Raw genomic sequence first — 26,721 nt, forward strand, 5'->3', positions numbered from 1 at the left:
CGTTCACAGGGATGCTACCGATGGTGAAAGAGACCAAGCCGGGCACGCGCCCAGGCTCTGACGATATCGATCTGGGCCGCCTGGTTGGCGTGCTTCTGGATAACAAGTGGTTCATTGCGATGGTCACGATGCTCTTCGCCGTGGCTGCCGTGGTGCATGTGCAACTGGCAACGCCGATCTATCGTGCCGATGCCCTCGTGCAGGTGGAAGGCAAGACAGGACTGAGCAATCCGCTATCGGAAGTGCGCTCGATACTGGGCGAGGAGCCCAAGACGGATGCCGAGCTGGAGATCCTGCGTTCGCGTATGGTGCTCGGCCAGGCGGTCGACCAGGAGCGCCTGGATATCGCCGTGATACCGACCCGCTTGCCCTTCGCGGGTGGCTATCTGGTCCGGCGTGGCATGGAGCGGCCCGAGTTCGTTCAGCGTGACTGGCCGGCCTTCGTGAGTCGCAGCGTATGGGCCGGGGAGTATCTCAACGTTGGCGAGCTGAATGTCGATCACGAGTGGCTGGGGCGCGCGCTGCGCTTGGTGGCGGGTGAGGGGGGCAGTTACCGCCTGTACCAGGGCGATACGTTGCTCGGCGAGGGCCGGGTCGGCACTGACGAAAGCTTCCTGGACGGTGCCATCGAGCTGCGCGTGGCCGAGCTGGAGGCCGGCCCCGGTGCCGAATTCACCGTGGTGCGCCGCACCCGCCTGGCTGCCATCAATCAGCTGCGCTCACGTTTCAGCGTTTCGCAGCGCGGACGCGACAGCGGCGTGTTCAACATGACCCTGGTAGACGAAGACCCGCGTCGCGCCCAACGCACCCTCAGCGTGATCGCCCGGATCTACCTGACCCAGAACGTCGAGCGCCAGAGCGCCGAGGCAGAGCAGAGCCTCGAGTTTCTCGAGCAACAGGTGCCCGTGGTGCGCACCGACCTGGCCTCCGCCGAGGATACGCTGAACGCCTTTCGCATGGAGCAGGAGAGCGTGGATCTCAGTATTGAGACTCGCTCGGTACTGGATCGTGTGGTCGACATCGATACCCGCCTCAGCGAGCTGGAAATGGAGCAGGCGGAGCTGAGTCGTCGCTACAACTCGTCGCATCCGCTCTATGCCGCCCTCCTCGACAAGCGGCGCAACCTCGAGCGTGACCGCGAGAGACTCAACGAGCGCATCCAGGGGTTGCCGGAGACCCAGCAACAGGTACTGCGCATGTCACGCGACGTGGAGGTGGGGCAGCAGGTCTATGTGCAGCTGCTCAACAAGATCCAGGAGATGAGCATCACCAAGGCGAGTACCGTCGGTAACGTTCGCATTCTCGATGATGCCGTTGCTCAGCCTGGACCGGTGGAGCCGCGCAAGCCGGTGACCGTGGTCATGATGACGCTGGTTGGAGGCTTCCTGGCGGTGGGCTTCGTCATCGTCCGCAGCTTCTTCAATCATGGCGTGGAAAGCGCTGATCAACTGGAGGACCTGGGGCTGCCGGTCTATGCGACCGTCCCGCTCTCCGATGATCAGCAGAAGATGGTGCGGCGCGTCAAGCGAAGCAACCGGCGCCGCGGCCGGACGGTCGCCTGTGGCGTGCTGGCCCAGAACGCCCCTGACGATACCGCCGTCGAGGCACTCCGCGGCCTCCGGACATCGCTGCACTTCGCCATGCTCGAGGCCAGTGACAATCGGCTGATGATCACCGGGCCCAGCCCCAACATCGGCAAGAGTTTCGTCAGCGTCAACCTGGGGGCGGTGGTCGCCCAGAGCGGACAGCGGGTACTGGTCGTCGACGCCGACATGCGCCAGGGACATATCCATACCGCCTTCAACGCCGACAGCAAGGGTGGGCTGTCCGAGGTGCTGGCCAACAAGACCCAGCTCGATGACGTGATTCGCCAGTCGCCTATCAACGGCCTCAGCTATGTGGCTCGCGGCAAGGCGCCACCCAACCCAGCCGAGCTGCTGATGAGCGCACGATTCACCCAGTTGCTCGATGACCTGAGCGGGCGCTACGACCTGGTGATCATCGATACTCCGCCGGTGCTCGCGGTGACCGATGCCGCGGTCATCGGCCACCACTGCAGTACCACGCTGATGGTGGCCCGCTTCGGGCTCAATCCGCCGCGTGAGGTGGATGCCGCCATTCAGCGCCTTGAAACCGGCGGTGTCAGGGTCAAGGGCGGGATCCTCAATGCGGTCGAGCGCAAGGCCGCGACCAGCCATGGCTACGGCTATTACCACTATGCCTACAAGACCACAGAGACCTGAGCACTGAGGGGCAGGAACTCCCTGTTCGTGCCTGCCTCGGCAGGCCATTGCATGGCGCTTGGTGCGGGGCCGCAACGACGTTGCGGTCGGGCCGAGCGTCGATCACTACCAACACGAAACACATGGAAGCTGTCATGACCACCATCAAAGATCGTCTGGTTGGCCGGCTCGAACGCAAGGAAGCCGTGATCGGAATCGTCGGGCTCGGCTATGTGGGACTGCCACTGATGCTGCGCTACAGCGAAATCGGCTTTCGCGTGCTGGGTATCGACATCGATGCGGACAAGGTAGGCAGGCTCAACGCCGGGCGTAGCTACATAGAGCATATTCCCGCGGAGAGAGTCGCCCGGGCCAGGGACGCAGGCTTCGAGGCGACGGCCGACTTCTCCCGCGCGGCAGAGGCGGATGCACTGATCCTGTGTGTGCCGACCCCGCTCAACAAATACCGTGAGCCTGACATCAGTTTCGTCATCGGCACGGTCGATGCGCTCAAGGCGCACCTGCGTGAAGGCCAGGTGATTTCGCTCGAGAGTACCACCTATCCCGGCACGACCGACGAGGAGCTGCTGCCACGAGTCGAGGAAGGCGGGCTCGAGGTCGGCGAGTCGCTGTTCCTGGTCTATTCGCCGGAGCGCGAGGATCCGGGCAATCCCGACTTCGAGACCCGCACCATTCCCAAGGTGGTGGGCGGGCATACCCCGGCATGCCGGGATATCGGCGTGGCGCTTTACCGACCGGCCATCGACCAGGTGGTGCCGCTGAGTTCGACGCGGGCAGCCGAGATGACCAAGCTGCTCGAGAACATTCACCGTGCGGTAAATATCGGCCTGGTCAACGAGATGAAAGTGGTGGCCGATCGCATGGGGATCGATATCTTCGAGGTGGTCGATGCGGCTGCCACCAAGCCGTTCGGCTTCACTCCCTATTATCCCGGGCCGGGCCTGGGCGGACATTGCATTCCCATCGATCCGTTCTACCTGACCTGGAAGGCTCGCGAGTACGGCCTGCACACGCGCTTCATCGAACTCTCCGGCGAGATCAACCAGGGCATGCCCGATTACGTGGTCAGCAAGCTCGTCGAGGGGCTCAACCAGCGTGGCCGGGCCCTCAAGGGCAGCCGCATCCTGATGCTGGGCATTGCCTACAAGAAAAACGTCGACGACATGCGTGAGTCGCCTTCGGTGCACATCATGGAGCGGCTTCGCGACCGCGGCGCCGAGGTGGCCTACAGCGACCCCCATGTGCCGCTCTTTCCCAGGATGCGCGAGCATCACTTCGACCTGGAGAGTGTGCCGCTTTCCCCTTCGACACTGGCCGAATACGACGCGGTGGTGCTTGCCACCGATCACGACAGTTTCGACTACGCCATGATCCGGGCCCACGCCAGCTTGATCGTCGACACCCGAGGCATCTACCGCGGTGAGAGTGACGAGCGTGTGATCAAGGCTTGACCCCTCGGCGTTCCAATCACAGGTAACCACCATGAAATACTTTGCACTGATCGGTGCCGCCGGCTATATCGCGCCGCGCCACATGAAGGCCATCAAGGAAACCGGCAACCATCTGGCCATGGCCTACGACATCAATGACTCGGTGGGCATCATCGACTCGATCTCGCCGGAGAGCGAGTTCTACACCGAGTTCGAGCGTTTCCTCGAAAGCGCCTGGCAGCGCAAGCGTGATCCCTATACCGCACTCGACTACGTCTCGGTCTGCTCGCCCAATCATCTGCATCACGCCCACATCGCTGCCGGCCTTCGCCTGGGCTGCAACGTCATCTGCGAGAAACCCCTGGTACCCACCACGGCGTTGCTGGACGAGCTCCAGAAAGTGGAGCAGGAGACCGGACGGCACGTCTTCAACATCCTGCAGCTGCGCCATCACCCGGCCATCCGGGAGCTCAAGGAGCGGGTTGCCGGCGCACCCAGCGACAACAAGTACGATGTCGAGCTCACCTACATCACGTCGCGTGGCAAGTGGTATCACGAAAGCTGGAAAGGGGATCCGCGCAAGTCGTTCGGGGTTGCGACCAATATCGGCGTTCATTTCTTCGACATGCTGCACTACGTATTTGGCGACCTCGAGCGCATCGCCGTGCATTACCTGGATGAACGGCGAGCCGCAGGATACCTCGAATATCGCAAGGCCAGGGTGCGCTGGTTCCTGTCCATCGACAGCAACGACCTGCCGACCGGCGTTCAGGGCAAGCAGCCCACCTACCGTTCGATCATTTGTGAGGGTCGTGAGATCGAGTTCTCGGGCGGCTTCACCGACCTGCATACCGTTTCTTTCCAGGAGATCCTGGCGGGACGAGGCTTCGGCATCGACAGTGCACGTCACTGCATCGAGACCGTCGATGTCATTCGCAACGCCTCTCTGGAATTCCCCAGCCGTAACGAGGCTCATCCGTGCCTCAAGCGGCACTTGATGTGAGGTGAGCCATGGACAGTCATGTGCTCGATGAGCGCTATCAGGGCGTGCAGGTTCATTCCAGCGCCATTGTCGATCCTGGTGCCGAGATCGGCGAGTCAAGTCGCGTCTGGCACTTCGTGCACGTTTGCAGCGGCGCCCGAATCGGCCGCGGTGTCTCGCTGGGGCAGAACGTCTTCGTCGGCAACCGGGTGGTGATCGGTGATCGCTGCAAGGTGCAGAACAACGTCTCGGTCTACGACAACGTGACCCTCGAAGCCGGGGTGTTCTGCGGCCCTAGCATGGTCTTCACCAACGTCTACAACCCGCGCTCCCTGGTCGAGCGCAAGGACGAGTATCTCGACACCCTGGTGAAGGAGGGGGCCACCCTGGGTGCCAACTGCACCATCGTCTGTGGCATCACTGTAGGCCGTTACGCCTTCGTCGGCGCAGGCGCGGTCGTCAATCGCGACGTACCCGACTACGCCCTGATGCTGGGCGTGCCGGCCAGCCAGCAGGGCTGGATGAGCCGCCACGGCGAGCGCTTGGAGCTGCCACTGGAGGGGGTGGGTGAAGTGATGTGCCCGCACACGGGGGATCGCTATCGGCTCGAGGGGCGTGCCCTGCGCTGTATTCCCGCTGAAAAAGCCGTCGATTCCAGGGACAAGGACAAGCCTCGTATGCAATTCATCGATCTCAAGGCACAGCAGGTGCGAATCCGCGAACGCATCAATGCGGGAATCCGCAACGTGCTCGAGCATGGCAAGTATATTCTCGGACCCGAAGTGGACGAGCTCGAGGCGCGCCTGGCCGACTATGCCGGCGTGCGCCATTGCATCACCTGTGCCAACGGCACCGATGCGCTGCAGATCGCCCAGATGGCGCTGGGTATCGCGCCCGGCGACGAGGTGATCACTCCCGGCTTCACCTATATCGCTACCGCCGAGACCGTGGCCTTGCTGGGCGCGCGCCCGGTCTATGTCGATATCGACCCGGGCACCTACCTGCTCGACCCGGAAAAACTGGAAGCCGCCATCACGCCTCGGACTCGCGCCATCATACCGGTATCGCTCTACGGACAGTGCGCCGATATGGACGCCATCAATGCGATTGCGGCGCGCCACGGCATTCCGGTGATCGAGGATGCGGCCCAGAGCTTCGGTGCCACCTATCGCGGGCGTCGTTCTTGCAGCCTGTCGAGCATCGCCACGACCTCGTTCTTCCCCAGCAAGCCGCTGGGCTGCTATGGCGATGGCGGTGCGCTGTTCACCGACGACGACGAGCTGGCCAGAGTGCTGCGCCAGATCGCACGGCACGGCCAGGGGCGGCGTTATTACCACATCAGGCTCGGGATAAACAGCCGACTGGACACGCTGCAGGCCGCGATTCTCCTGCCCAAGCTCGACATTCTCGACGAAGAGCTGCGGCTGCGCGAGGAGGTGGCCGAGCGCTATGGGCGCCTGTTACGCCGACATGGCTTCGATGTGCCCCAAGTAGAGCCGCACAACACCAGTGCCTATGCCCAGTACACGGTGGAAGTCGATGACCGCGAGGTGGTGGTTGCGCGCCTGGCGGAAGCGGGCATTCCCACGGCGGTGCATTATCCCATCCCGCTCAACAAGCAGCCCGCGGTGGCCGATCCGGGCGTCGATCTGCCCATCGGCAATGCGGCTTCGCGGCGCGTGGTCAGCTTGCCGATGCACCCCTACCTCGCGGCCGAAGATCAGCAGCGAATCGTGGCGGCACTCGTGGAAGCGGTGGCCTGAGCCACCCTGTCAGGGAGAGACATGCAGTGCTCAATCGGATCGTCATGCCGGCGCGTCGCCTGCTGCCTACCCGGGCCTTCGCCCGGGGTGTGAGCGTCCTGGTGGGGGGGACGGCAGGGGCTCAGTTGCTCACGCTACTGGCGGCACCGCTGTTGACCCGGCTCTACGCGCCGGAGGACTTCGGCCTGCTGGCAGTGTATGGCGGCTTGCTGGCGCTGTTCACCGTGGTGGCCAGCGGTCGCTATCAGCTGGCGATACCGCTGCCTGAGACCGAGCGTGAAGCAGCGGCGGTGCTGATGCTCAGTCTGCTGGTGGTCGGGTTGACCTCGCTGGTTGCACTTCTGATGGTGGTGCTGGGGGGGGGGGCGCTGGCCGAGCTCCTCGGAGTGCCGTCACTGGCTCCCTGGCTATGGCTGCTGCCGCTGGGGGTGGCCCTAGCCGGTGGCTATCAGGCGGTCAGTCACTGGGCAGTGCGTGTGAAGGCCTTTCCGGCGATCGCCGCCACGCGCATCAAGCAGTCGCTGGTGCTGCTGACGATCCAGCTTGCCGCCAGCCCTCTGGGGGGCGGTGGCCTGCTGCTCGGCCAGGCTGCCGGGCAGGGGGCCGGCACCTTGACCCTGGTGCGCCCGGCCCTGCGCACCGCCCGCGAGCTGCGTATTACCCTGGCCGAGGTCTGGGCGGCGGCGCTGCGCTACTGCAAGTTCCCGCTGTTTTCCACCTGGTCAGGCCTGTTCAACACCCTGGGCAAGCAGCTTCCAGCACTGCTCTTCGCGGCCTTGTTCAGCCCGGTGGCAGCGGGGCTCTACGCACTGGCACACCGTGTGCTGGCCATGCCCATGTCGCTCATCGGCGAGGCCGTGGGCAAGGTGTTCCTGTCCAGTGCGGCTCAGGCGCATCGTCGCGGTGAGCTGGGCCCGCTGGTGGCCAAGGTGCACGCCACGCTGGCGCAGATCGCCATGCCGCCGGCGATCGTACTGGTACTCATTGGCCCGGAGCTGTTCGCGCTGGTGTTCGGCGAGCGCTGGCGAGAGGCGGGTGAGTTTGCCCGCTGGATGGCGCCGTGGCTCTACCTGGTATTCATCACCTCGCCGCTGACTCACCTGTTCTCGATCCTCGAGCGGCAGGGTCAGGGCCTGCTGTTCCAGAGCGTCATGCTGGGCGTACGCCTGGCCGCGATCGCCATCGGGGCCGCGGCCGACGACCTGCTGCTGACGGTTGCGCTGTTCTCCCTGGGTAGTGCGGTGTGCTGGATCGGCTTTCTTGGCTGGATCGCATACCTGACCGCCAACCGCCCGGTGGGGATGGCCAGCTCCACTCTGGTGGCCCTGGGCTGGAGCCTGGCGCTGCTGATGCCGCTGGTGATCGCCGCCTGGCCGGCACCCTCCTGGCTGCCTTGGGGCATGGCCCTGGTGCTCAGTGGCGTACTGGTGGCGTGGCGTTACTTCCTTCTGTTTCGAAAGGCCTATACATGAGTTCGATTCACTGTCACTTCTCCTCCCCGCGCTGGCAGGAGTGTGAAAGCTCGGGTTGCCATGGCTTCGTGAGTGGCGCTGCCTGGCTGCACGGACACCCCCTCTCGGCGAAAGGCGCCCTCAAGCAACTCGAAATGACGCAAGGTATCGATGCATGGCGCCATCGCATGGGGGAGCTGAATGGCTTCTATGCCCTGGTGCGGCGCGCCGGCAATCACATGATCGCCGCCGTGGATCGCGTGCGTTCGATACCGCTGTTCTATGGCGTGCATGCCGGCGACGTCTACCTCAGCGATGATGCCGACTGGGTGCGCCAGCGGGTCTGCGAAGAGCACATCGACCCGGAGAGCCGGGCCGAGTTCGAGCTGGCCGGGTTCGTCACCGGCCAGGACACCCTGTTTCGTCGCGTCAAGCAGTTGCGGGCCGGCGAGGCCCTGATTGTCAGCGACTCCGACCTGGGCCTGTCGCTCACGGTAGAACGCTACTTCTCCTTCCAGTACTACGGCATGTCGGATCGTGACGACAGCCGTCGCCTGATCCGGCTCGAGGAAGTGGTGGAGGAGGCCTGTGAGCAGCTGGTCAAAATGGCCAATGGGCGTCAGATCGTCGTACCGCTGAGCGGGGGCTACGACTCGCGCCTGATCGCCACCCTGCTGGCGCGCCGGGACTACCCGCATGTGCTGACCTACGCCTACGGCCATCGCGACAATCAAGAGGCCCGGATGAGCCGCGAGGTGGCTCGCAGCCTGGGGCTGCCGTGGACCTTCGTGGAGTACAGCCAGGAAGCCTGGAGCCAGGTGGCCGAGAGCGATGAGTACTGGCTTTTCCAGCGCTGGGCCTCGGGCTGGAACAGTATCGCCAACATGCAGGACTGGCTGGCAGTCAAGCTGTTGACGGAGCAGGGCAAGGTCGAGCCGGGCTCGCTGTTCGTCCCCGGCCACTGCTGTGTGACCGGCTTTCTGCTGGCGAGCGTCTTCGAGGCCAAGCGCGCGGGCCGGTTGATGGAGGCGGGCGAACTGACCGAAGCGCTTCGCCAGCGTCACTTCAGCTTGAATGCGAGCCAGGACGGTCAGGCGCTCTTCCACGAGCGTGTACAGCCTCGGCTGGCCCAGGATTACCCCCTCGACGAGGCGCTGGATCCGGATGAGTTCATCCGCCAGTTCGTGCTGTTCGGCTGGCAGGAGCGCCAGGCCAAGTTCATCATCAATTCCGTGCGCTGCTTCGAATTCTTCGGTCACGACTGGTGGATGCCCCTCTACGACCGAGACTTCATGGCCTTCTGGCAGTCCGTTCCACGTCACTGGCTGGAGGAGCGCTCCGGCTACGTCACCTTCGTCGAGAACCTCTTTACCGAAGTCAGCGGCCACAAGGCGCCGCTGGGCAATGCCTCGCACCGGTCGCGCCGAAGCCTGCGCGCCCGCCTGACTCGCCTGGCGGCCTTCCGCCGCGGCCCGGGGGCCAGCATCAAGCGCCTGGCGAAGCAGTGGATGCCAGGCCTGGCCCAGGGCAACACCCTGGCATCAACCGGGCGCTTCCCTCCCGATACCCTCGAACGTCTGCGCTCCCAGGGCTACTCCCACAACGGCGTGGCGGCTCAGGTCTTTCTCAAGAGGTTCAGCCGCCCATGAGCGTCAAGGTACCGAGTCGATTGCTTCGCCTTGCCTATGAAGCTGGCGCGTTGGTGGTGCGAAATCTCCATCGGTCATGGAGGTTCGCTCCCGTACCGCTGCGTTGCCACGACGGCTACCGCATTTGTGCCATGTCACGCTCCCACCTGGCCGGCGCCTTGGCGCTGTATTCCGAATTGCACGATGGCAGGCCGCTGGACCTCCCCCGACGCTGGCTCTATCGCCTTGCGGGCGAGCGTTTGGGGGTGGTCGTTCTGGACATTTCGGGCCGTGTGGTAGGGGCCGCCTTCTATGGCTTCAGCCGGCGTGACCTGCGCGAAGGCCGGGTGCATTCCAGCTTCAGCGGTGTCCATCCGTCACACCGTGGCCGCGGCCTCGCCACCGAGCTTCGGCGCAGCGCGATCCTGCATTTCCACGCCAATGGGGTGCGCGGTTACTCCGCGCGTATCTCGGTCGACAATGCCGCCTCGCTCAAGCCCAGCCTGCGGCTCGGCTTTCGCATCATCGAGCGTTATCGCGACCCGAGCAGCGGTGAGCAGCGCTGTTACCTGGTCTGCGATTTCGCAACGGATTACTTCACCGAGGGCCAGTTGGCCAAGGACAAACTCGGCAGGGCGGCACAAGCCCCCGAGGTGGAAGCCCAAGCGCAGGCGCTGACAACGGACAGGCAGAGGAACGCCGCATCATGATGAATGACCCCTTGTTCCACCCCGGATGGATTCGCTTCAACGAGCAGCGCTGGGGACTCTCCGCCGAGCCCCTCACGCTGGCACCGGACAAGGGCGACGCCTGGAAGCTGGAGACCGTGCTGTATCGCAATAGCCACGGCCGCCTGGTGACGCCACCGAGAAATCCTCATCTGCCCGTCGCGTTCCACTGCGCCAGCGAGCGACCTGCATCGCGCAACCGCCGCAAGCGTCTGGCGCTGACCCGGCTGGCCGACTACCTGCAGCAGTGCGAGTTCGGCGGCAGCCTGAGCCTCTCCTCGATCGTCGACGATGTGCGGCCGTTCGAATGGGCCAACATGGCGGCTCGACCTCGCTTCACCTACCACCTCGACATTGCCACGCGTGAGCAGGCCATCGACCCCAGTGCTCGCAAGAAGGCTCGCAAGTGCCAGCGCCTGGGATACCGCTGCGAGGTGACCGAGGACTACGACGCGGTGGCGGAGTGCCTGGCGGGTCCCGAGGTGCGCAAGGGCTTCGATTATCGCCTCGATGCGACCGAGCTGGCGCGTCTCGCCGAGCTGATGGGCGCCGATCACTTCGCCTGCTTCCTGGCACGCAACGCACAGGGTGAAGCCATGGGCACTCGCGTCTGTCTTTACGCGCCAGGCGGGCATGCACTGGCCTGGTCGGCGGGCATGAAGACCGAGGCGATGAAAGATGGCGTCAACAACCTGGTGGCCGAGGAGGCGCTGAACTTCTTCGACCGCCAAGGGTGCAGCGTCTTCGATTTCATCGGCGCCAACATCGCGCCGGTGGCGGAGATGAAGGAGGCATGGGGCGGGCGGCTGGTATGTCACTACGCGATAAGCCAACGCGGTATCCGCCAGCTGGCGCGGGAGGCCTACGTCACGGCCCGCACAATCATGAGGAGGGAATCGAAATGAACGACATGACCGTACCGCATGATCGCTTCGCCCGGCAGCAGACCGGCGCCTTGCCAACCAGGGGCGGCCGCTCGGAAACCCAGCCCGCCTTGACCACGACGGCCACCACGGCTGAGCCGGTGCTGGCCTGGCTGGAGCAGATTCTGCTGGAACGCTTCGGACTGCCGCTGCGCCTGGAGCGCGATGGCCCTGAGAGGCTCTACCTGCGCCATGCCCAAGCCCCGGGCGTTATCCTGTTCGATCGCCTGCAGCCGGGCTTCTACTTGGCCGGGGTGGATCTGCCTCACACCCAGTGGGATGCCGCGGAGGAGTGCTTCAGCGCTCCGCTGGGCCTGCCCTTGCCGGCGCCGGGCGCCGCCAGCCTGCCCCGGCCGCTTATCGAGCCGACCCGGGAAGGGGTTGCGGTCCATTATGACATCCTTGGCCTGACCTACTGGATGCTGTCGCGCCAGGAGGAGGTCGAGGCCCAACACCTCGATCGTCACTGTCGCTTCCCCGCCAGTGCTTCGCATGGCGGACGCCACGGCTACCTCGAGCGCCCCGTGGTCGACGAGTGGCTGGCGGTGCTCGGCCAGGTCATTCTTCGCCAGTGGCCGCAGGTCGAGCTGCGCCAGCATCGCTTCGCGATTCGGCCGACCCATGATGTCGATCGCCCCAGCCGCTATGGCTTTGCCCGCGACGTCAAGCTGGCGCGGGTCATGCTGGGGGATGCCGTCCGCCACCGGCGTCCCCAGGCCTTGCTGGTGGGGCCATGGATCCGTCTGCGCACACGCCGCCGGCTACACCCGCTGGATCCGCTCAACACCTTCGACTGGCTGATGGACGTCTCCGACAAGCATGGCCTGACGAGCGCATTCTACTTCATCTGTGGCCGTACCGACCCGCGCAAGGACGCCGACTACGAGCCGGAGCATCCGGCGATGCGACACCTCATGCGGCGGATCCATGAGCGGGGTCACGAGGTGGGCCTGCATCCCAGCTACCACACCTTCCGCAACCCGAAGGAGCTGGCCAACGAGGCCCGTCGCCTGCGGCGGGTGTGCGCCGAGGAGGGGATCGAGCAGCGCCTGTGGGGGGGACGCATGCATTATCTGCGCTGGCAGATGCCGCTGACCCTGCAGGGCTACGAGCAGGCGGGCATCGACTACGACACCACGCTCTCCTATGCAGAAGCGCCGGGCTTCCGCTGTGGAACCTGTCACGAGTATCCGGCCTTCGATCCCGTCAAGGGGGAGGCGCTGGCGCTGCGTATCCGCCCGCTGATCGTCATGGAGGCCTCGGTGATTTCGCCGCTCTATCTGGGGCTAGGTACCGGCGAGTCGGCATTCGAGCGCTTCAGCTTGCTCAAGGCGCGCTGCCGTGCCGTGGACGGTACCTTCACCCTGCTGTGGCACAACTCAGAACTCACCACCTCGGCCCAACGCGAGCTCTATGAGCGCGTGTTGGCCGACTGAGCGGCAGCAGGGGTATCGCCATGGTGCTGTCCGGTGATGCGTTGACCGCTCGTGCTTCCGCGATAGGCTTCTTCGTGCTCTTCCCGGGGTTCATTCTCTACCACACCCTGGTGGCAATGGGCCTGATCCCGGCCTTTCTCGGCGGCCTGTTCGGCGTGGTGTCGGTGATGCTGTTCCTGCTCTACTGCGCGCTGCTGCCCTCCCAACTGCTGGTGCTGCTGGGCTCGACCCGGGGCTATGCGCTGGTCACTTTCGCCTTCTTCGCCTACGTGCTGCTGTGGTCCGTGGCGAACTTTGGCCTGACCGGGGGCGGCATCATGCGAGCGGCGCTGGTCCAGAGTGTCGAGACCCTGGTGCTGTGGCTGGTGCTGTTCGTCATGGGCTATCGCCTGCCGCTGGATTCGCCGCGGCTGGCGAGGGCCTTCTGGCTCGCCTTTGCCCTGATTGCGGGGTACCTGCTGTTCCACGTGGCTACCACCGGCCAGTGGATGTTCTTCGCCAGCCGCATGGTCGAGACGGAGGATGCCAGCGTCTCGACCTACCAGGGCTATGCGCGCAGCGCTCTGGTGCTGCTGGTGTTCCTGATCGCCGTCAGTGAGCGGGCCGCAGTGCGGGCCACGCTCATCGTGCTGGGCGCTTTCGTCATGTTCGTGCTGGGGGCGCGCTCCGAGCTGTATGCGTTCCTCGCGCTCGTGGCACTGCTGATGACGCTGTGGGCAGGCATGAGCGTCAAGTACCTGTTCACGCTGCTGGCGGTGGTGGCGGTCCTGATCGGGCTGGTGATGAGCCAGTTCGAGGGCCTGGCCGGCAGTCGCCAGCTGCAGATCCTCGACATGTCGGGAACCAGCTCCTGGCTGGCTCGCCAGAACCTCGGCCAGCGCGCCGTGGAGCAGATCCTGGCGAATCCGCTGCTGGGGCGTTTCGGCGGGCATATCAGCACCGCCGAACTGACCGGGGGCTACGCCCACAGCATGCTTTCGGCCTGGGTCAACTACGGGGCGCTGGGATTCCTGCTCTATGTGGGCCTGACTGCCACTGCCTTCCTGGGCGCGGCGCTTCGCATGCTCGTCGCCGGCGATCGCTCTGCCTGGTGGGTCTTCGCCTTCTCCATCAACTTCGTCTGTCTGCTGCTGATCGTGCTGGCCAAGCCGGTGTTCTGGCCGTTGCCCGCCCTGGGCTGGGGCGCCTTTGCCAATGCCATGCTGCGCACGAGACAGGAGTGTGGCAGCGACACCACGCAACAGGCCGGTCCGTTAGGGGCTGGCCGCGACGAATCGGTGCAGCCCCATGCTGCGAGGGATCTACAAGGACGAATCGACAATGAAAGTGGTACACCTGACTTCCGCTCATCCGCGCTATGACACCCGTATCTTCCACAAGCAGTGCCGGTCGCTGGTCGCCGATGGCCATGCCGTGACCCTGGTGGTGGCCGACGGCAACGGAGACGAGGAGCGTGACGGCGTGGTCATCCACGATGTCGGCCGGCTTACAGGACGCCTGAACCGGGTGTTGAAGACCACTCGACGTGTCCATGATCAGGCCAGACGGCTGGATGCCGATCTCTACCATCTGCACGACCCCGAGCTGATGCCGGTGGGGCGCCGCCTCAAGCGGCTGGGCAAGACGGTGGTGTACGATGCTCATGAGGATCTGCCGCGGCAGATGCTGGCCAAGCACTATCTGGGCAAGGCCACTCGCAGGCTGCTGTCGTTCGGCGTGGAGGCTTATCAGCGCCGGGTGTGCCGTCACTTCGATGCCATCGTGGCGGCGACCCCCTACATACGTGATGGCTTCAGCACGTTCCATTCCCGGGTCATCGATGTCAACAACTTCCCCATGCTGGGTGAGCTCGACGGCGCGCCCGACGCGCGCCTGACTGCCGGCGTCGACGAGTTGCCTGCCATCTGCTACGTCGGCGGCATTGCCGAGGTGCGTGGTATCCGCGAGATCGTGCGCGCCATGGAGCGTGTCGAGCATGACTGCCGTCTGCAGCTCGCCGGAGATTTCAACCTGCTCACCCTGGAGCAGGAGGTGATGACCTATGCCGGGTGGTCGCGGGTCGAGGCGCATGGCTACCTCGATCGTGACGGCGTGCGACGGGTCCTGGGCAGCTCGATTGCCGGCCTGGTGACGCTCCATCCCATCATCAATTACCTCGATGCCCTGCCGGTCAAGATGTTCGAGTACATGAGCGCCGGCCTGCCGGTGATTGCCTCGGACTTTCCCCTGTGGCGAGAGATCGTCGAGGGCAGCGACTGCGGGATCTGCGTCGACCCCCTCGATCCCGGCGCGATCGCCGCCGCCATCGACTTCATCGTGACCCATCCCGAGCGTGCCCGTGAGATGGGCGAGAACGGTCAACGGGCCGTTGCCGAGCGCTACAACTGGCAGCAGGAGGAACGCAAGCTGCTGGACACCTACCGTACCCTTGCCCGCTGACCGAGGACTTGATGAAACACGTATGGATCCTGAATCACTACGCCAAGCATCCCGACAAGGCCGGCGGGGCTCGTCACTACCAGCTTGCACGGCATCTGCCTGCCTGTGGCTGGCAGGCCACCCTGATCGCCTCCAGCGTCGATCATCCGAGCGGTGAGCAGCGCTTGGGAGAGGGCGAGAAGGCCCGGCTCGAGACCTGTGGCGAAGTGGATTTCCTGTGGCTGCGTACCTCCAGCTACCGCGGCAACGGCGGGGGGCGGATCAAAAGCATGCTCGAGTATGCCTGGCAGGCGACTCAGCCGTCGCGACTTTCCAGGGTGGCGCCTCCCGACCTGATCATCGGCTCGAGCGTGCATCCCCTGGCGGCCCTGGCCGGTTGGCGGCTGGCGCGGCGATATCGCGTGCCGTTCGTGTTCGAGGTGCGCGATCTGTGGCCGCAGACCCTCATCGACATGGGGCGGCTCAAGCAAGGCTCGCCGATGGCTCGGGCGATGCGGGCACTGGAGACCTTCTTGTATCGGCGCGCCAGCCGTGTGCTGACCCTGCTGCCCCGGGCGGTGGACTATATCGCCCCGCTGGGGGTGCCGCATGAGCGAATCGAGTGGCTTTCCAACGGGGTCGACCTGGCCGAGTTTCCGGACCCACGGCCGCCGGCTCCACGTCCGCCGGAAATGCCCCTGACGCTGATGTACTTCGGCAGTCACGGCGAAGCCAATGGTCTGGCCGACCTGATCGAGGCCATGGCGATCGTCAAGCAGCAGCGGCGCGGTGAGGGGAGTCCAGTCCAGCTGCGCCTGATCGGGGATGGGCCCGCCAAGCGAGACCTGATCCAGCAGGCCAGCCGGCACGGCCTCGACGGGCGCTGGGTACGTTTCGAGCCACCGGTACCCAAGCGGGATATCCCGGCGCTGGCGCGGGAGGCGGACGCCTTCGTCATCACGGTGCGCGATCTGCCCCGGCTGTACCGCTTCGGCATCAGCATGAACAAGCTGTTCGACTACATGGCTGCGGCGAGGCCGGTGATCATCGCTTCGGCGGCGATCAACGACCCCGTGGCCGAGGCCGGCGCCGGCATCACGGTACCCCCGGAAGACCCTCAGGCCCTGGCCGAGGCGATCAGGCGCCTGGCCGATTTCCCGGCTGAGAAACGCGCCCGCATGGGAGCGGCGGGCCGAGCCCATATGGAAGCCGTCTACGACTACCGGATCCTGGCCAAGCGCCTGGCCGGCATCATGAACGACGTCATGGATGAGAAACGATGAAACGACTGCTCGACTTTCTGATCTCTCTGGTGATCCTGGTACTGCTGTCTCCGCTGATGCTGGGGGTGGCTGTGCTGGTGCGGCTCAAGCTCGGGTCGCCCATCCTGTTTCGACAGACCCGGCCTGGGCTGGGTGGGCGCCCGTTCGAGATGATCAAGTTCCGCACCATGCGTGACGCCTACGATGCCGATGGCAAGCCGCTGCCGAATGCCGAGCGCATGACTCGATTCGGGCGCGTGCTGCGTGCCACCAGCCTCGATGAGCTGCCGGAGCTGTGGAATGTGCTCAAGGGCGACATGAGCCTGGTCGGGCCGCGCCCGCTGCTGATGGAGTACCTGCCACTCTATTCCCCGTATCAGGCCCGGCGTCACGAAGTGCGCCCCGGGGTGACCGGCTGGGCCCAGGTCAATGGGCGCAACACCCTGACCTGGGAGGAGAAATTCGAACTCGACGTGTGGTACGTCGATAACCGTTCCGTGTGGCTCGACCTGGGCATTCTATTCCTGACCGTGAAGAAGGTCGCGGTGCGCGAGGGTATCGCCCACGACGGGGATGTCGCCATGCCGCGATTCCGCGGAGGCCGCCATGAGTAACCGTCGACGTCTTGCCATCTTCGGCGCCAGCGGCCACGGCAAGGTGGTGGCGGATATTGCCTTGCAAGCTGGCTGGCAGAACCTGGTCTTCTACGACGATGCCTGGCCGCGGATGACACGCCACGCGTACTGGGAGGTTCACGGCGGCATGCCCATGTTGCTCCACGACCTGCCGGGCTTCGACGGGGTGGTGGTGGCGATCGGCAACAACGGCATTCGCGAGGCCAAGCTCGATGCGCTGCTGGCGCACGGCGCTCGGGTCGTCACCCTGGTTCATCCGCGCGCCACGGTCAGCCCGATGGCCAACCTCGGCCTGGGCTGCGTGGTCGTGGCTGGCGCCGTGATCAACGCCTTCGCCGAGCTCGACACGGGTTGCATCGTCAATACCGCTGCCACCGTGGGTCACGACTGCCGCCTAGGCAGCTGTGTGCATGTCGCTCCCGGTGCCAACGTGGCAGGCGACGTCGAGATAGGACGCACCAGTTGGATCGGTGCCGGGGCTGCAGTGCGCCAGGGCGTGGCCATCGGTGAGGGCGTGATGGTTGGCGCCGGGGCCGCCGTGGTGGCCGACGTCGCCAGCCATCTGCAGGTAGGCGGAGTCCCGGCCCGCCAGCTGGATTCCAGGCCGCACCGGGATGGCTCAGTCATGGCGGCGCGCGATGGCGCCAGCGTCACCCCACTCGAACTGGTTACCCCCCCAAGGAAGAAAGTAATGCTCAATGGACCCTTTTCCCCCTGGCCGGCCTATACCCCTGAGGAGGCCGATGCGGTGCGTCGCGTGCTTCTGTCCAACCGGGTCAACTACTGGACCGGTGAGGAGAGTCGCCAATTCGAACGTGAGTTTGCCCGTTTCAGCGATAGCGAGTACGCCGTGGCGGTTGCCAACGGGACTGTCGCCCTCGACCTCGCCTTGCGCGGGCTCGGTATCGGCCAGGATCCCGCCGATGAAGTCATCGTCACCTCGCGCACCTTCCTGGCATCGGCCTCGAGTATCGTCATGGCGGGTGCAAGGCCGGTATTCGCCGATGTCGAGCGCGACTCTCAGAACATCAGCGCTGCCACGGTAGCCGAAAAGATCACGCCGAAGACCCGGGCGATCATCGCCGTTCACCTGGCGGGCTGGCCGTGCGAGATGGACGAGTTGATGGCACTGGCCGAGCAGCATGGGCTGTATGTCATCGAGGATTGTGCACAGGCCCATGGTGCGCGGTACCGCGGACGCAGCGTTGGCAGCATCGGGCACGTGGGCTGCTGGTCGTTCTGTCAGGACAAGATCATGAGCACGGGCGGCGAGGGCGGCATGGTCACGACCTGCGATCCCGAGCTGTGGCGCCGCATGTGGGCGTTCAAGGATCACGGCAAGAGCTGGGAGGGGGTCTACCAGCGCGAACACCCGCCCGGCTTTCGCTGGCTGCACGAGAGCTTCGGCACCAACTGGCGCATCACCGAGATGCAGGCGGCGATCGGCCGCCTCCAGCTTGGTCGTATGTCCCAGTGGAAGGCCGCGCGACTGGCCAACGCGCAGCGAATCTGGCAGGCCGCGGCAGGCTGCAGGGCCTTGCGTGTGCCCAAGCCTCCCTCGTACTGCGACCACGCGGCCTACAAGTGCTACGTGTTCGTCGAGCCCGCGCAGTTGGCGGCGGGATGGAGCCGTGACCGCATCATGGCGGAGATCAACGCTGCCGAGGTGCCGTGTTTCTCGGGCTCCTGCTCGGAGGTCTATCGCGAGCGGGCCTTCGAGGGTACCGGCCTGCGCCCCGAGAAGCCGCTCCCGGTGGCCCGCGAGCTGGGCGAGACCAGCCTGATGTTCCTCTGTCATCCCACCCTGACCGAGCAAGAGATCGCACGAACCTGCACCGTGATCGAAGCGGTCATGGCGCGTGCCAGCAACTGAGGCACCGCAGCCAGACGGACGCGCTGCGTCCGCCGTCAAGGAGAGACGCCATGAGATATTCCCTGCATCCCCTGTTTCGCCTGCCTAGGAAGCAGAAGCGCACGATCCAGCTGGTGGTGGATGCCGTCTTGATCGCCTCGAGCTTCCTGCTGGCCATGCTCCTACGTCTGGAAAGCTGGACACCGCTTGCCGAGGCGCGGACCTGGCTGGCGCTGCTGCTGCTGATTCCGCTGAGCCTGGCGATCTACGTTAGGCTCGGTTTCTATCGGGCCGTGATTCGCTACCTCGGACCCAAGGCGATCCGTGCCGTAATTATCGGGGTGGTGATCTCGGCACTCTCCCTGGCGCTGGCAAGCTATCTCTTTGCGCTGGGAATACCCCGCAGCGTGCCCTTCATCTACGCCATGCTGGCGCTGCTGACCATCGGTGGGGTGCGCTTCGGCCTGCGTGCCATCTACCTGCGCAGCCAGATTCGCCATAAGCCGCGTGTGGTGATTTATGGCGCCGGTTCCGCCGGTCGCCAGCTTGCCGTATCGCTGAGCCATGGGCAGGAGTATCTGCCGATCGCCTTCGTCGACGATGCGCTTGGCCTGCAGAATACCTTCATCGAGGGGCTGAAGGTCTATCCACCGCGCCAGCTCGGCTATCTGGCCGATACCTACGGCGCCGAGCGGGTCCTGCTGGCCATGCCCAGCGTTGCGCGCTCGCGTCGCCGCGAGATCCTTGCCGAGCTGGAGCCCCAGGGGTTCCCGGTGCAGACCATTCCCGGCGTTGCCGACATGGTGACTGGCCGTGCCCGGATCAGCGAGGTTCGCGACGTGGCGGTGGAGGATCTGCTGGGACGCGATCCGGTTCCTCCCAACCCGACCCTGATGGAGGCCAACATCCGCGGCAAGGTGGTTCTGGTGAGCGGTGCGGGTGGCTCCATCGGGTCCGAGCTGTGTCGCCAGATCATGCGCCATTGCCCCAGCCTGCTGCTGTTGCTGGATATTTCCGAGTTTGCGCTCTATCGCATCGAACAGGACCTGAAGCGTATCGCCGCCGAAGAGGGGCTGACGGTGCGGGTCGAGGCGCTGCTGGGCTCGGTTCAGCATCGCGAGCGTTTGACCACGGTGTTGACCTCCTATGAGGTGCAGACCGTCTACCATGCTGCCGCCTACAAGCATGTACCGATGGTAGAGCACAACGTTGTCGAGGGCGTGCAGAACAATGTCTTCGGCACGCTTTCCACGGCACATGCCGCGATGGAGGCGGGAGTCGAGACGTTCGTGCTCGTTTCCACCGACAAGGCGGTTCGGCCGACCAACGTGATGGGTACGACCAAGCGGCTGGCCGAGCTCATCTGCCAGGCATTCGCCAGGCACCAGAGCGCGACTCGCTTCTGCATGGTGCGCTTCGGCAATGTGCTGGGCTCCAGTGGCTCGGTGGTACCGCTGTTTCGCGGGCAGATCCAGGCAGGCGGGCCGATCACCGTGACCCATCCGGACATCACCCGTTTCTTCATGACCATTCCTGAGGCCGCTCAGCTGGTGATCCAGGCCGGTGCCATGGCCAGGGGCGGTGATGTGTTCGTGCTCGACATGGGCGAGCCGGTGCGCATCGCCGAACTGGCGCGCCAGATGGTGCGTCTCTCGGGGCTCAAGGTGCGCGACGAGAGAAACCCCGACGGCGATATCGCCATCGCCTACAGCGGACTTCGCCCAGGGGAAAAGCTCTTCGAAGAGCTGCTGGTGGGCGAGGACGTCGCGCCGACGTCGCACCCTCGCATCATGACCGCCCAGGAGGTGTTCTGGGAATGGTCACGACTGGAGGGTTTCCTCGATCAGCTGTTCGATGCATGCCGTAACTTCCATCACGACGGCATTCGGCGCCTGTTGCAGGAGGCACCCACGGCGTACCGGCCGCAGGACGATATCGTCGACCTGGTGTGGCTGCAGAAGCGTCGTGGAAAAGCATCGATTCCTCAGGCACCAGCGGCAGTGACCCCGCTGCGTCCGGTGCTGGAGCGTCACAAGTAGGCGGCGCTTCGTTATCGCCCAGTCGGACCGGGACGTCCGGCGGGTACCTCATTGCTACCCGGGGCATCGCGGGTTCCCACCTTGCATTCGTCAAAGCACCACGGCCGGACCGTGGCGCCGTTCATGGAGATAAGAACATGTGTGGCATCGTAGCTGCCGTGAGTACGGCCAATGTCCTGCCCATCCTGATGGAAGGTCTCAAGCGCCTCGAGTATCGAGGCTACGATTCGGCCGGCGTTGCCCTGGTCCAGGCCCCCGGCAGGCTGGGCCGTGCCAGGGAGGTTGGCAAGGTAGCCGCATTGGAACGCCAGCTCTCCGGCGCAGCGCTGTCGGGCATGGCCGGTGTGGCCCATACGCGCTGGGCCACCCATGGCGAGCCCAGTCAGGACAACGCTCATCCCCACGTGTCGGGGCGTATCGCCGTGGTCCACAATGGCATCATCGAGAACCACCAGGCCTTGAGGGCCGAGCTGATCGCCGATGGTTACGGTTTCACTTCGCAGACCGATACCGAAGTGGTCGCTCACCTGGTGGAACGGGAGCTGCGCCGGTGCGGCGATCTTCTGGCGGCGGTCGAAGCTACTGTGGCCCGTCTCGATGGGGCCTATGCCTTGGGCGTGATCGATGCCGACCGGCCCGACCGGGTCATCGGCGCACGCCATGGCAGCCCGCTGGTCGTGGGCATCGGCGAGCAGGGTTCCTACCTTGGCTCCGACCCGCTGGCCTTGCTGCCGGTCACGGATCGCTTCGTCTATCTCGAGGATGGCGACCTGGTGGAGGCTACCCGCGAAGGGTGCGTCGTGCACGGCCTGGATGCCTCAGGCCAGCGGATCACGGTGGTGCGTGAAGTGTTCCGCTACGAGCATGACGACCAGGCCGTGGGCAAGGGCGAGTTCGAGCACTACATGCTCAAGGAGATACAAGAGCAGCCGGTGGCCGTGGCCAACGCCCTGGAGGGGCGACTCGGCAGCGACCGGGTGCTGGTGGAAGCATTTGGCCCTCAGGCCCGCCAGCTGCTCGGCGCTACTCGCCAGATCCACCTCGTTGCCTGCGGTACCAGCTATCATGCCGCGCTGGTGGCGCGCTACTGGATCGAGGAACTGGCTGGCATTGCCTGTCAGGTGGAGATCGCCTCGGAATATCGCTATCGGGAGGTCGCCACTCCGCCTGGCACGCTACTCCTTACCCTCTCGCAGTCCGGCGAAACCGCCGACACCCTGGCCGCCCTGCGCCATGCGCGCAAACGGGGAGGAGATCGCTACGTCGGGGTGTTGTCGATCTGCAACGTTCCGGGCAGCTCGCTGGTGCGCGAGTCGGACCTCAGCCTGATGACCCACGCCGGCCCCGAGATCGGCGTGGCTTCAACCAAGGCCTTCACCACTCAGCTCACGGCGCTGATGCTGGTCACCCTGGCGCTGCGCCAGCTGCACGGCGGCGAAGAGGAGCTGACGGCAAAGCTGGTTCACCGGCTGCGATACCTGCCGACCTTGCTGGGCGATACCCTGCAACTCGAGCCGGATGTCGCTGCCTTGGCCAAGGGGTTCGTCAACTATCGCCACACTCTGTTCCTGGGCCGTGGTGCGCAGATGCCGATCGCCCTCGAGGGAGCCTTGAAGCTCAAGGAGATCTCCTACATTCATGCCGAAGCCTATGCCGCCGGCGAGTTGAAGCATGGTCCGCTGGCGCTGATCGACGGCAACATGCCGGTAGTGGCGCTGGCGCCCATGGATGGAGTGCTCGAAAAGCTCAAGTCCAACCTGCAGGAGGTTCGTGCGCGTGGGGGACGGTTGCTGGCCTTTGCCGATCCCGAAAGCGGCCTGGAAGCGGAAGAGGGGCTGACGGTGGTAAAAGTCCCGGGTTGCTGCCGCTTCCTGGCGCCGATCGTCTATACCGTTCCCCTGCAGCTGCTGGCCTATCACGTGGCGGTAGCGCGCGAGACGGATGTCGACCAGCCACGTAACCTGGCCAAGTCCGTCACCGTGGAGTGACGGCAAGGGCGGCGTATCCACTATCATGGTGGGTAGGCACCGAGGCGGCGCCGGTAGGGCAGGCCCAGAGTTCCGGCGCCGCCTGTGCTGAATATCAGAGGATTAGCCAACGCCATGATCGAGGACAACTCCTGCCGCGGGATACCTGCAGCCCTGGATCGTCAGCCGCTGCAGGTGCGGCTGGCAGCCATGGCGTTACTGCTGCCGGGGGCGGCGATGCTGGTCCTGCCCTGGGCCACTCTGACTGTCGTGCCGCTGTTGCTGCTGCTGGCGGCGCTGCTGGGCAACGAGGCAGAGAGTGCCGCCTTCCCCCGGCGCGACGACCTGCTGCTCGGCACTGCGCTGGTGCTGCAAGGGAGCGTCTGGGTCGGCATGCTGGTGATCAAGGGCGAGGGACGCGCTGGCCTGGCGGACGCCTGGCCCTTTGCGCTGGGCCTGATCACGCTGTTCGCCTTGTCCCGAGTGCGGATCTCCGCAACCTGGCTATGGGCCGGGCTGGCGCTGGGCAGTCTGTCAGCGGGCGGCTGGGCCCTGTGGCAGCGAGCGATCGAGCGCGCGTCACGTGCCAGCGGTCACGAGCCGATGCACGCCATTCTGTACGGCAATCTCGGCCTGATGTCCGGGCTGCTGTGCCTGGCGGCCTTGAGCTGGTCATGCGCTCGGCGTGAGCGTTGGCCCTGGACGCTGTTGCTGATTGCCGGCGGTCTTTCGGGGCTGGTTGCCTCGGCCTTCTCCGGTTCGCGTGGAGGCTGGATCGGCTTGCCGCTCGCCATCTGGGTCTTGTATCGGGGACATGGGCGGTTATTACCCTGGCGCTGGCGCATCAGCCTGCTGGCGGCGTTGGTGGCCTTGTTGGGCAGCCTTTACGTATTGCCCCAGACCGGCGTGGCCAGTCGGGTCGACAATGCCCTCAGCAGCCTGCAGCAGTATGCCGCGGGGAGCGACGAGATGACGTCGGTCAGTGCCAGGTTCGAGATGTGGCGGGGGGCTTCGCAGCTGATTCTCGAGCGACCGTTGTCAGGCTGGGGCAGCAGCGGCTACCAGGCCGCCATGCAGGAGCGTGGCGCCGCGGGCGTGCAGCATCCTGACCTGGGTCGCTTCTGGCATGCGCATAACGATTTTCTCGACGCCTGGGTCAAGCGAGGCTTGCCTGGGCTGTTGGCCTTGCTGGCCCTCTACCTCGTCCCCCTGTGGCTGTTCGCCCGAGGGGTGAACTCCGGTTCCGGTGAACAGCGTGCCCTGGCCGTGGCGGGCACGCTGGTGCCGGTGGCCTTCATCGACTTCGGCCTGACCTACAGCTTTCTTGCCTATCCCGCCGGGAGCCTGATCTACGTGCTCCTGATAACCCTGCTCTGGGGGCTCTACCGCCAGGCGCGATGAGCCCGGTTCTCAATGGCCGCTGGCCTGCACATGACGGAAGGTCAGGCTGATGCGCAGCCCGGGAGTCTTTCTCGGCAGAAGGGCGTGCTGAAGCTCACGCTGACAGCCAGGCCCCATCAGCAGCAGGCTGTCATGGGGCAGCCAGACGTTGAATGGCTCATGTCCAGCCTGCTTCCAGCGAAAGCGTAACGGCCTCTCGGCACCCAGCGAGACCGCGGCGATGATGGGCTCTGGACCGAGTTCGGGCTCGTCGTCGCTGTGCCAGCCCATGCGCTCTCCGCCGTCGGCATAGCGATTCAGCAGCACGCTATTGAACCGAGCGCTAACGCTGCGTTCGCTCAGCAGGCGGATGATTCCATCGCGCAGGGCGACGACCGCCGGATGCCAGGGTTCAGGTGGAAAGTCACGCCCCGAATAGCGGTAGTGCGCATCGCCATCCCCCATCCAGACCTGCCGACGAGGAATCGGATGCTCGCGACCATAGAGCTTCAGGCGGGGGCGCTGCCACTCCAGCTCCCGGTCGAGCTGGGCGAGCAACATGTCTGCGGCAGGTTCGCCCAGCACCCCGCGGTAGAGGTGCAGGGGCGGATCCGTCTGCAGGGTGTGCCAGCCTTGCATTGCCTACCTCAACACCCGGCGGGGGTCGATCGGCTTGCCGCCTAGCCGCATGTCGAACAGCAGGTCGTAGCGCTCCGTGGCGTTACTGAAGCCGACATCGCAAACCGGCGTACCGCGACTGATTCGGTCACCCTCGCTGACCAGCAGGTTATCGCACAGTGCGTAGACGCTCTGCAGGTTGTCGGCATGATGCACGATGGCTACTCGGCCGAGCTGGCGCATGCTGCCGGCGAAGCGCACGTCGCCGTCCGCGACCGCCTTGGCCTGGGCGCCGCGATTGGTCGCCAACAGCATGGGCTGCAGGGTGCCATTGCTGTCGGTGCCGTAGGCGCGAACGATGCGGTAGTCGTCCAGCGGCCAGGGCCAGTTGCGTGCCGAAGAGGGAATGTTGCCGGTAGCGGGCGTTGGGGTGGAAGTGCGTGCCGGTGTGCTGGCACTGCTCGGACGGCTGGCCGCCGGACTCGACGAACTCGCCGTTGCCGCTGCAGCGCCACCACGCAGCGGGACCTGAATGATCTGCCCGACTCGCAGCTGTGTCGGTTGGGTGCCGGGGTTGGCCGACTGGATGCGGCTCGCCGTAGTGCCAAAGCGTCTGGCGATTCCGGAATAGGTGTCGCCGGGCCGGATCTGGTAGCGGTAGGGGCCGCCGGAAGGGGCACGCTCCTGCTGGGTGGGAATCAGCAGGCGCTGGCCGACCGCCAGGCGGTTGGGGTTGGCATCGGGATTGAAGCGCTGCAGGCGTGCAAGCGGGACATCGGCACGCGCGGCAATGCCGCCCATGGTATCGCCGCGCTGAATCACGACCCAACCGCCTGATATGTCCGAATCGCTGCTGCGCGACTCAGCGCTTCTCTGGACACCGCCGCTGGGCGAGGCGCAGCCAGCCAAGAGCAATGACAAGGCACAGAGCAACATCAGCGCGATTCGAGCGCCTGGTCTTTTTCCTGCCACAGGGCATTGAGCCATGAATGGAAGCGTTCCTTGTAGAGCGGGTCGTCGTGGTAATTGCTGGTACACATCCAGGCCGGCACTTCCAGTTTTCGGGCCTCGAGGCTGATCGCTCCCTCTCTGCCGCACAGGAAGCCCCAGAAGGTGGGGCGAGGGTTGTCGTAGCGTAACGTAACGTCGAGAATTCCGTCGAGCTGGTCGCCTAGCTGGCTCAGAACCTGGGCGATACCCCCCGCCTTTGGCCTCAGCAAGTGTTGGTAGGGACTATTCTGTGCATCTCGCTTGGCCGGCGTAAATCGAGTGCCTTCAACGAAGTTGAAGATGGCCAGCGGCATTTCCCGTGCTCGCTCGCACATGCGCTCGGTTGCCTGGCGATCTATCTGGGCGAGGCGGGGGTCACGATCGATCTGCTCGCGACTGAAGCGGCGCATGAAAGGATACTCGAGTGCCCACCAGGCAAGGCCCACGATCGGTATCCAGATGAGCTGGTGCTTCAGAAAGAAGCGGGGCATCGGAATCTTCCGGTGCAAGGCCATAAGCAGCATGAAGATATCGGTCCAGCTGCGGTGGTTGGAGATCACCAGCCAACGCTGTTCGGGCGCGAGTCCTTCAGGCAGGGTGACGCGAAGACGTGGCTTGAGCCAGTGGCGCATCCACCACAGGTTGCAGCCGATCCAGTTCAGGGCGACAGCGTTGAGTCCGCGCAGCACCACCAGGCGAAGGGCGCGAGTCGGCGTGATCACTTTGAGCAGGGTGAGAAATATCAGTGGGACCGACCAGAACAGGGTGATGACCACCATTAGCAGTACGCTGACGAGCCCTTTCAGGGTCGACATTCCCGACTCCTTGACGTTGCGATAGTTCGTGACGTTAGCCGCACATGCTAATGGAACATGCTCGGGCTGCCCAGCGCCAGGTGTCCAAGAACTGTGCCGCCTTGGCTCTGGCATGCGCTATTGCTGCCGCTCGCCGGTGCAGGGTGATGTCATTTCCCTGC

General features: G+C 65.0%; 20 protein-coding genes and 2 pseudogenes. 19 read left to right on the forward strand and 3 right to left on the reverse strand.

Annotated features, from left to right (window positions below):
* The first annotated feature begins 20 nt into the window (after window positions 1-20).
* The 19 genes and pseudogenes from H1D44_RS00260 (at window position 21) to H1D44_RS00345 (ending at window position 24,158) form a co-directional block, all read left to right on the forward strand.
* On the forward strand, window positions 21-2,243 hold the full coding sequence (locus tag H1D44_RS00260; protein WP_181512844.1) for a polysaccharide biosynthesis tyrosine autokinase: 2,223 nt from the start codon (window positions 21-23) through the stop codon (window positions 2,241-2,243).
* A gap of 134 nt (window positions 2,244-2,377) precedes the next feature.
* Window positions 2,378-3,694 carry a nucleotide sugar dehydrogenase gene (locus H1D44_RS00265; RefSeq protein ID WP_181512845.1) on the forward strand — a complete coding sequence of 439 codons (1,317 nt, stop codon included), beginning with the start codon at window positions 2,378-2,380 and terminating at the stop codon, window positions 3,692-3,694.
* A gap of 31 nt (window positions 3,695-3,725) precedes the next feature.
* Window positions 3,726-4,676, forward strand: a complete 951-nt coding sequence (locus H1D44_RS00270) for a Gfo/Idh/MocA family oxidoreductase (protein WP_181512846.1) — start codon at window positions 3,726-3,728, stop codon at window positions 4,674-4,676.
* Between the two features lie 8 nt (window positions 4,677-4,684).
* Window positions 4,685-5,278: pseudogene (locus tag H1D44_RS00275) on the forward strand (acyltransferase); the annotation flags it as partial.
* A 6-nt stretch (window positions 5,279-5,284) separates the two neighbouring features.
* Window positions 5,285-6,418 carry a DegT/DnrJ/EryC1/StrS family aminotransferase gene (locus tag H1D44_RS00280; RefSeq protein ID WP_338073454.1) on the forward strand — a complete coding sequence of 378 codons (1,134 nt, stop codon included), beginning with the start codon at window positions 5,285-5,287 and terminating at the stop codon, window positions 6,416-6,418.
* A 26-nt stretch (window positions 6,419-6,444) separates the two neighbouring features.
* Window positions 6,445-7,890 (forward strand): oligosaccharide flippase family protein, encoded by a 1,446-nt coding sequence (locus tag H1D44_RS00285; RefSeq protein ID WP_181512847.1) that lies wholly within the window; start codon window positions 6,445-6,447, stop codon window positions 7,888-7,890.
* A complete protein-coding gene (locus H1D44_RS00290; protein ID WP_181512848.1) occupies window positions 7,887-9,518 on the forward strand; it encodes an asparagine synthase-related protein in 1,632 nt (543 codons plus the stop codon). Before H1D44_RS00285 ends, H1D44_RS00290 begins: the two co-directional genes overlap by 4 nt.
* A gap of 131 nt (window positions 9,519-9,649) precedes the next feature.
* Complete coding sequence (locus H1D44_RS00295; RefSeq protein ID WP_181512849.1) at window positions 9,650-10,207, forward strand: GNAT family N-acetyltransferase; 558 nt, start codon at window positions 9,650-9,652, stop codon at window positions 10,205-10,207.
* Complete coding sequence (locus H1D44_RS00300) at window positions 10,204-11,130, forward strand: GNAT family N-acetyltransferase (RefSeq protein ID WP_181512850.1); 927 nt, start codon at window positions 10,204-10,206, stop codon at window positions 11,128-11,130. Before H1D44_RS00295 ends, H1D44_RS00300 begins: the two co-directional genes overlap by 4 nt.
* Window positions 11,127-12,584, forward strand: coding sequence for a polysaccharide deacetylase family protein (locus tag H1D44_RS00305; protein ID WP_181512851.1), 1,458 nt, complete (start codon window positions 11,127-11,129; stop codon window positions 12,582-12,584). Before H1D44_RS00300 ends, H1D44_RS00305 begins: the two co-directional genes overlap by 4 nt.
* Before the next feature lie 20 nt (window positions 12,585-12,604).
* Window positions 12,605-13,945: a hypothetical protein gene (locus H1D44_RS00310; protein WP_181512852.1), complete on the forward strand. Its 1,341-nt coding sequence runs from the start codon at window positions 12,605-12,607 to the stop codon at window positions 13,943-13,945.
* Window positions 13,905-15,023 (forward strand): glycosyltransferase family 4 protein, encoded by a 1,119-nt coding sequence (locus H1D44_RS00315; RefSeq protein WP_181512853.1) that lies wholly within the window; start codon window positions 13,905-13,907, stop codon window positions 15,021-15,023. Before H1D44_RS00310 ends, H1D44_RS00315 begins: the two co-directional genes overlap by 41 nt.
* A gap of 11 nt (window positions 15,024-15,034) precedes the next feature.
* Window positions 15,035-16,285: a glycosyltransferase family 4 protein gene (locus tag H1D44_RS00320; RefSeq protein ID WP_181512854.1), complete on the forward strand. Its 1,251-nt coding sequence runs from the start codon at window positions 15,035-15,037 to the stop codon at window positions 16,283-16,285.
* Window positions 16,282-16,878 (forward strand): sugar transferase, encoded by a 597-nt coding sequence (locus tag H1D44_RS00325; RefSeq protein ID WP_181512855.1) that lies wholly within the window; start codon window positions 16,282-16,284, stop codon window positions 16,876-16,878. The genes H1D44_RS00320 and H1D44_RS00325 overlap by 4 nt, the downstream gene beginning before the upstream one ends.
* Window positions 16,871-17,476, forward strand: a pseudogene (locus tag H1D44_RS20775) (acetyltransferase); the annotation flags it as partial. The gene H1D44_RS00325 and the pseudogene H1D44_RS20775, both read left to right, overlap by 8 nt.
* Before the next feature lie 114 nt (window positions 17,477-17,590).
* Window positions 17,591-18,772, forward strand: coding sequence for a DegT/DnrJ/EryC1/StrS family aminotransferase (locus H1D44_RS20780; RefSeq protein WP_220127922.1), 1,182 nt, complete (start codon window positions 17,591-17,593; stop codon window positions 18,770-18,772).
* Between the two features lie 50 nt (window positions 18,773-18,822).
* Entirely contained in the window at window positions 18,823-20,790 is a 1,968-nt protein-coding gene (locus H1D44_RS00335) for a polysaccharide biosynthesis protein (protein ID WP_181512857.1), read from the forward strand.
* A gap of 137 nt (window positions 20,791-20,927) precedes the next feature.
* Window positions 20,928-22,778 (forward strand): glutamine--fructose-6-phosphate transaminase (isomerizing), encoded by a 1,851-nt coding sequence (gene glmS / locus H1D44_RS00340; protein WP_181512858.1) that lies wholly within the window; start codon window positions 20,928-20,930, stop codon window positions 22,776-22,778.
* Between the two features lie 114 nt (window positions 22,779-22,892).
* Complete coding sequence (locus H1D44_RS00345) at window positions 22,893-24,158, forward strand: O-antigen ligase family protein (protein ID WP_181512859.1); 1,266 nt, start codon at window positions 22,893-22,895, stop codon at window positions 24,156-24,158.
* Between the two features lie 9 nt (window positions 24,159-24,167).
* Here the strand turns inward: H1D44_RS00345 and H1D44_RS00350 are convergent, their stop codons facing one another.
* Genes H1D44_RS00350 through H1D44_RS00360 form a run of 3 tightly spaced genes read right to left on the reverse strand, consistent with a single transcriptional unit; the run spans window position 24,168 to window position 26,560 of the window.
* Window positions 24,168-24,776 (reverse strand): alpha-ketoglutarate-dependent dioxygenase AlkB family protein, encoded by a 609-nt coding sequence (locus H1D44_RS00350; RefSeq protein WP_181512860.1) that lies wholly within the window; start codon window positions 24,774-24,776, stop codon window positions 24,168-24,170.
* A 3-nt stretch (window positions 24,777-24,779) separates the two neighbouring features.
* The gene (locus H1D44_RS00355) at window positions 24,780-25,691 is read right to left on the reverse strand and encodes a LysM peptidoglycan-binding domain-containing protein (protein ID WP_181512861.1); all 912 of its coding nucleotides are present in this window, start codon (window positions 25,689-25,691) and stop codon (window positions 24,780-24,782) included.
* Entirely contained in the window at window positions 25,691-26,560 is an 870-nt protein-coding gene (locus H1D44_RS00360; protein WP_181512862.1) for an acyltransferase, read from the reverse strand. The genes H1D44_RS00355 and H1D44_RS00360 overlap by 1 nt, the downstream gene beginning before the upstream one ends.
* Window positions 26,561-26,721: the final 161 nt, after the last annotated feature.

The organism is Billgrantia kenyensis, assembly GCF_013697085.1.
GTDB classification, from domain to species: Bacteria; Pseudomonadota; Gammaproteobacteria; order Pseudomonadales; family Halomonadaceae; genus Halomonas; species Halomonas kenyensis.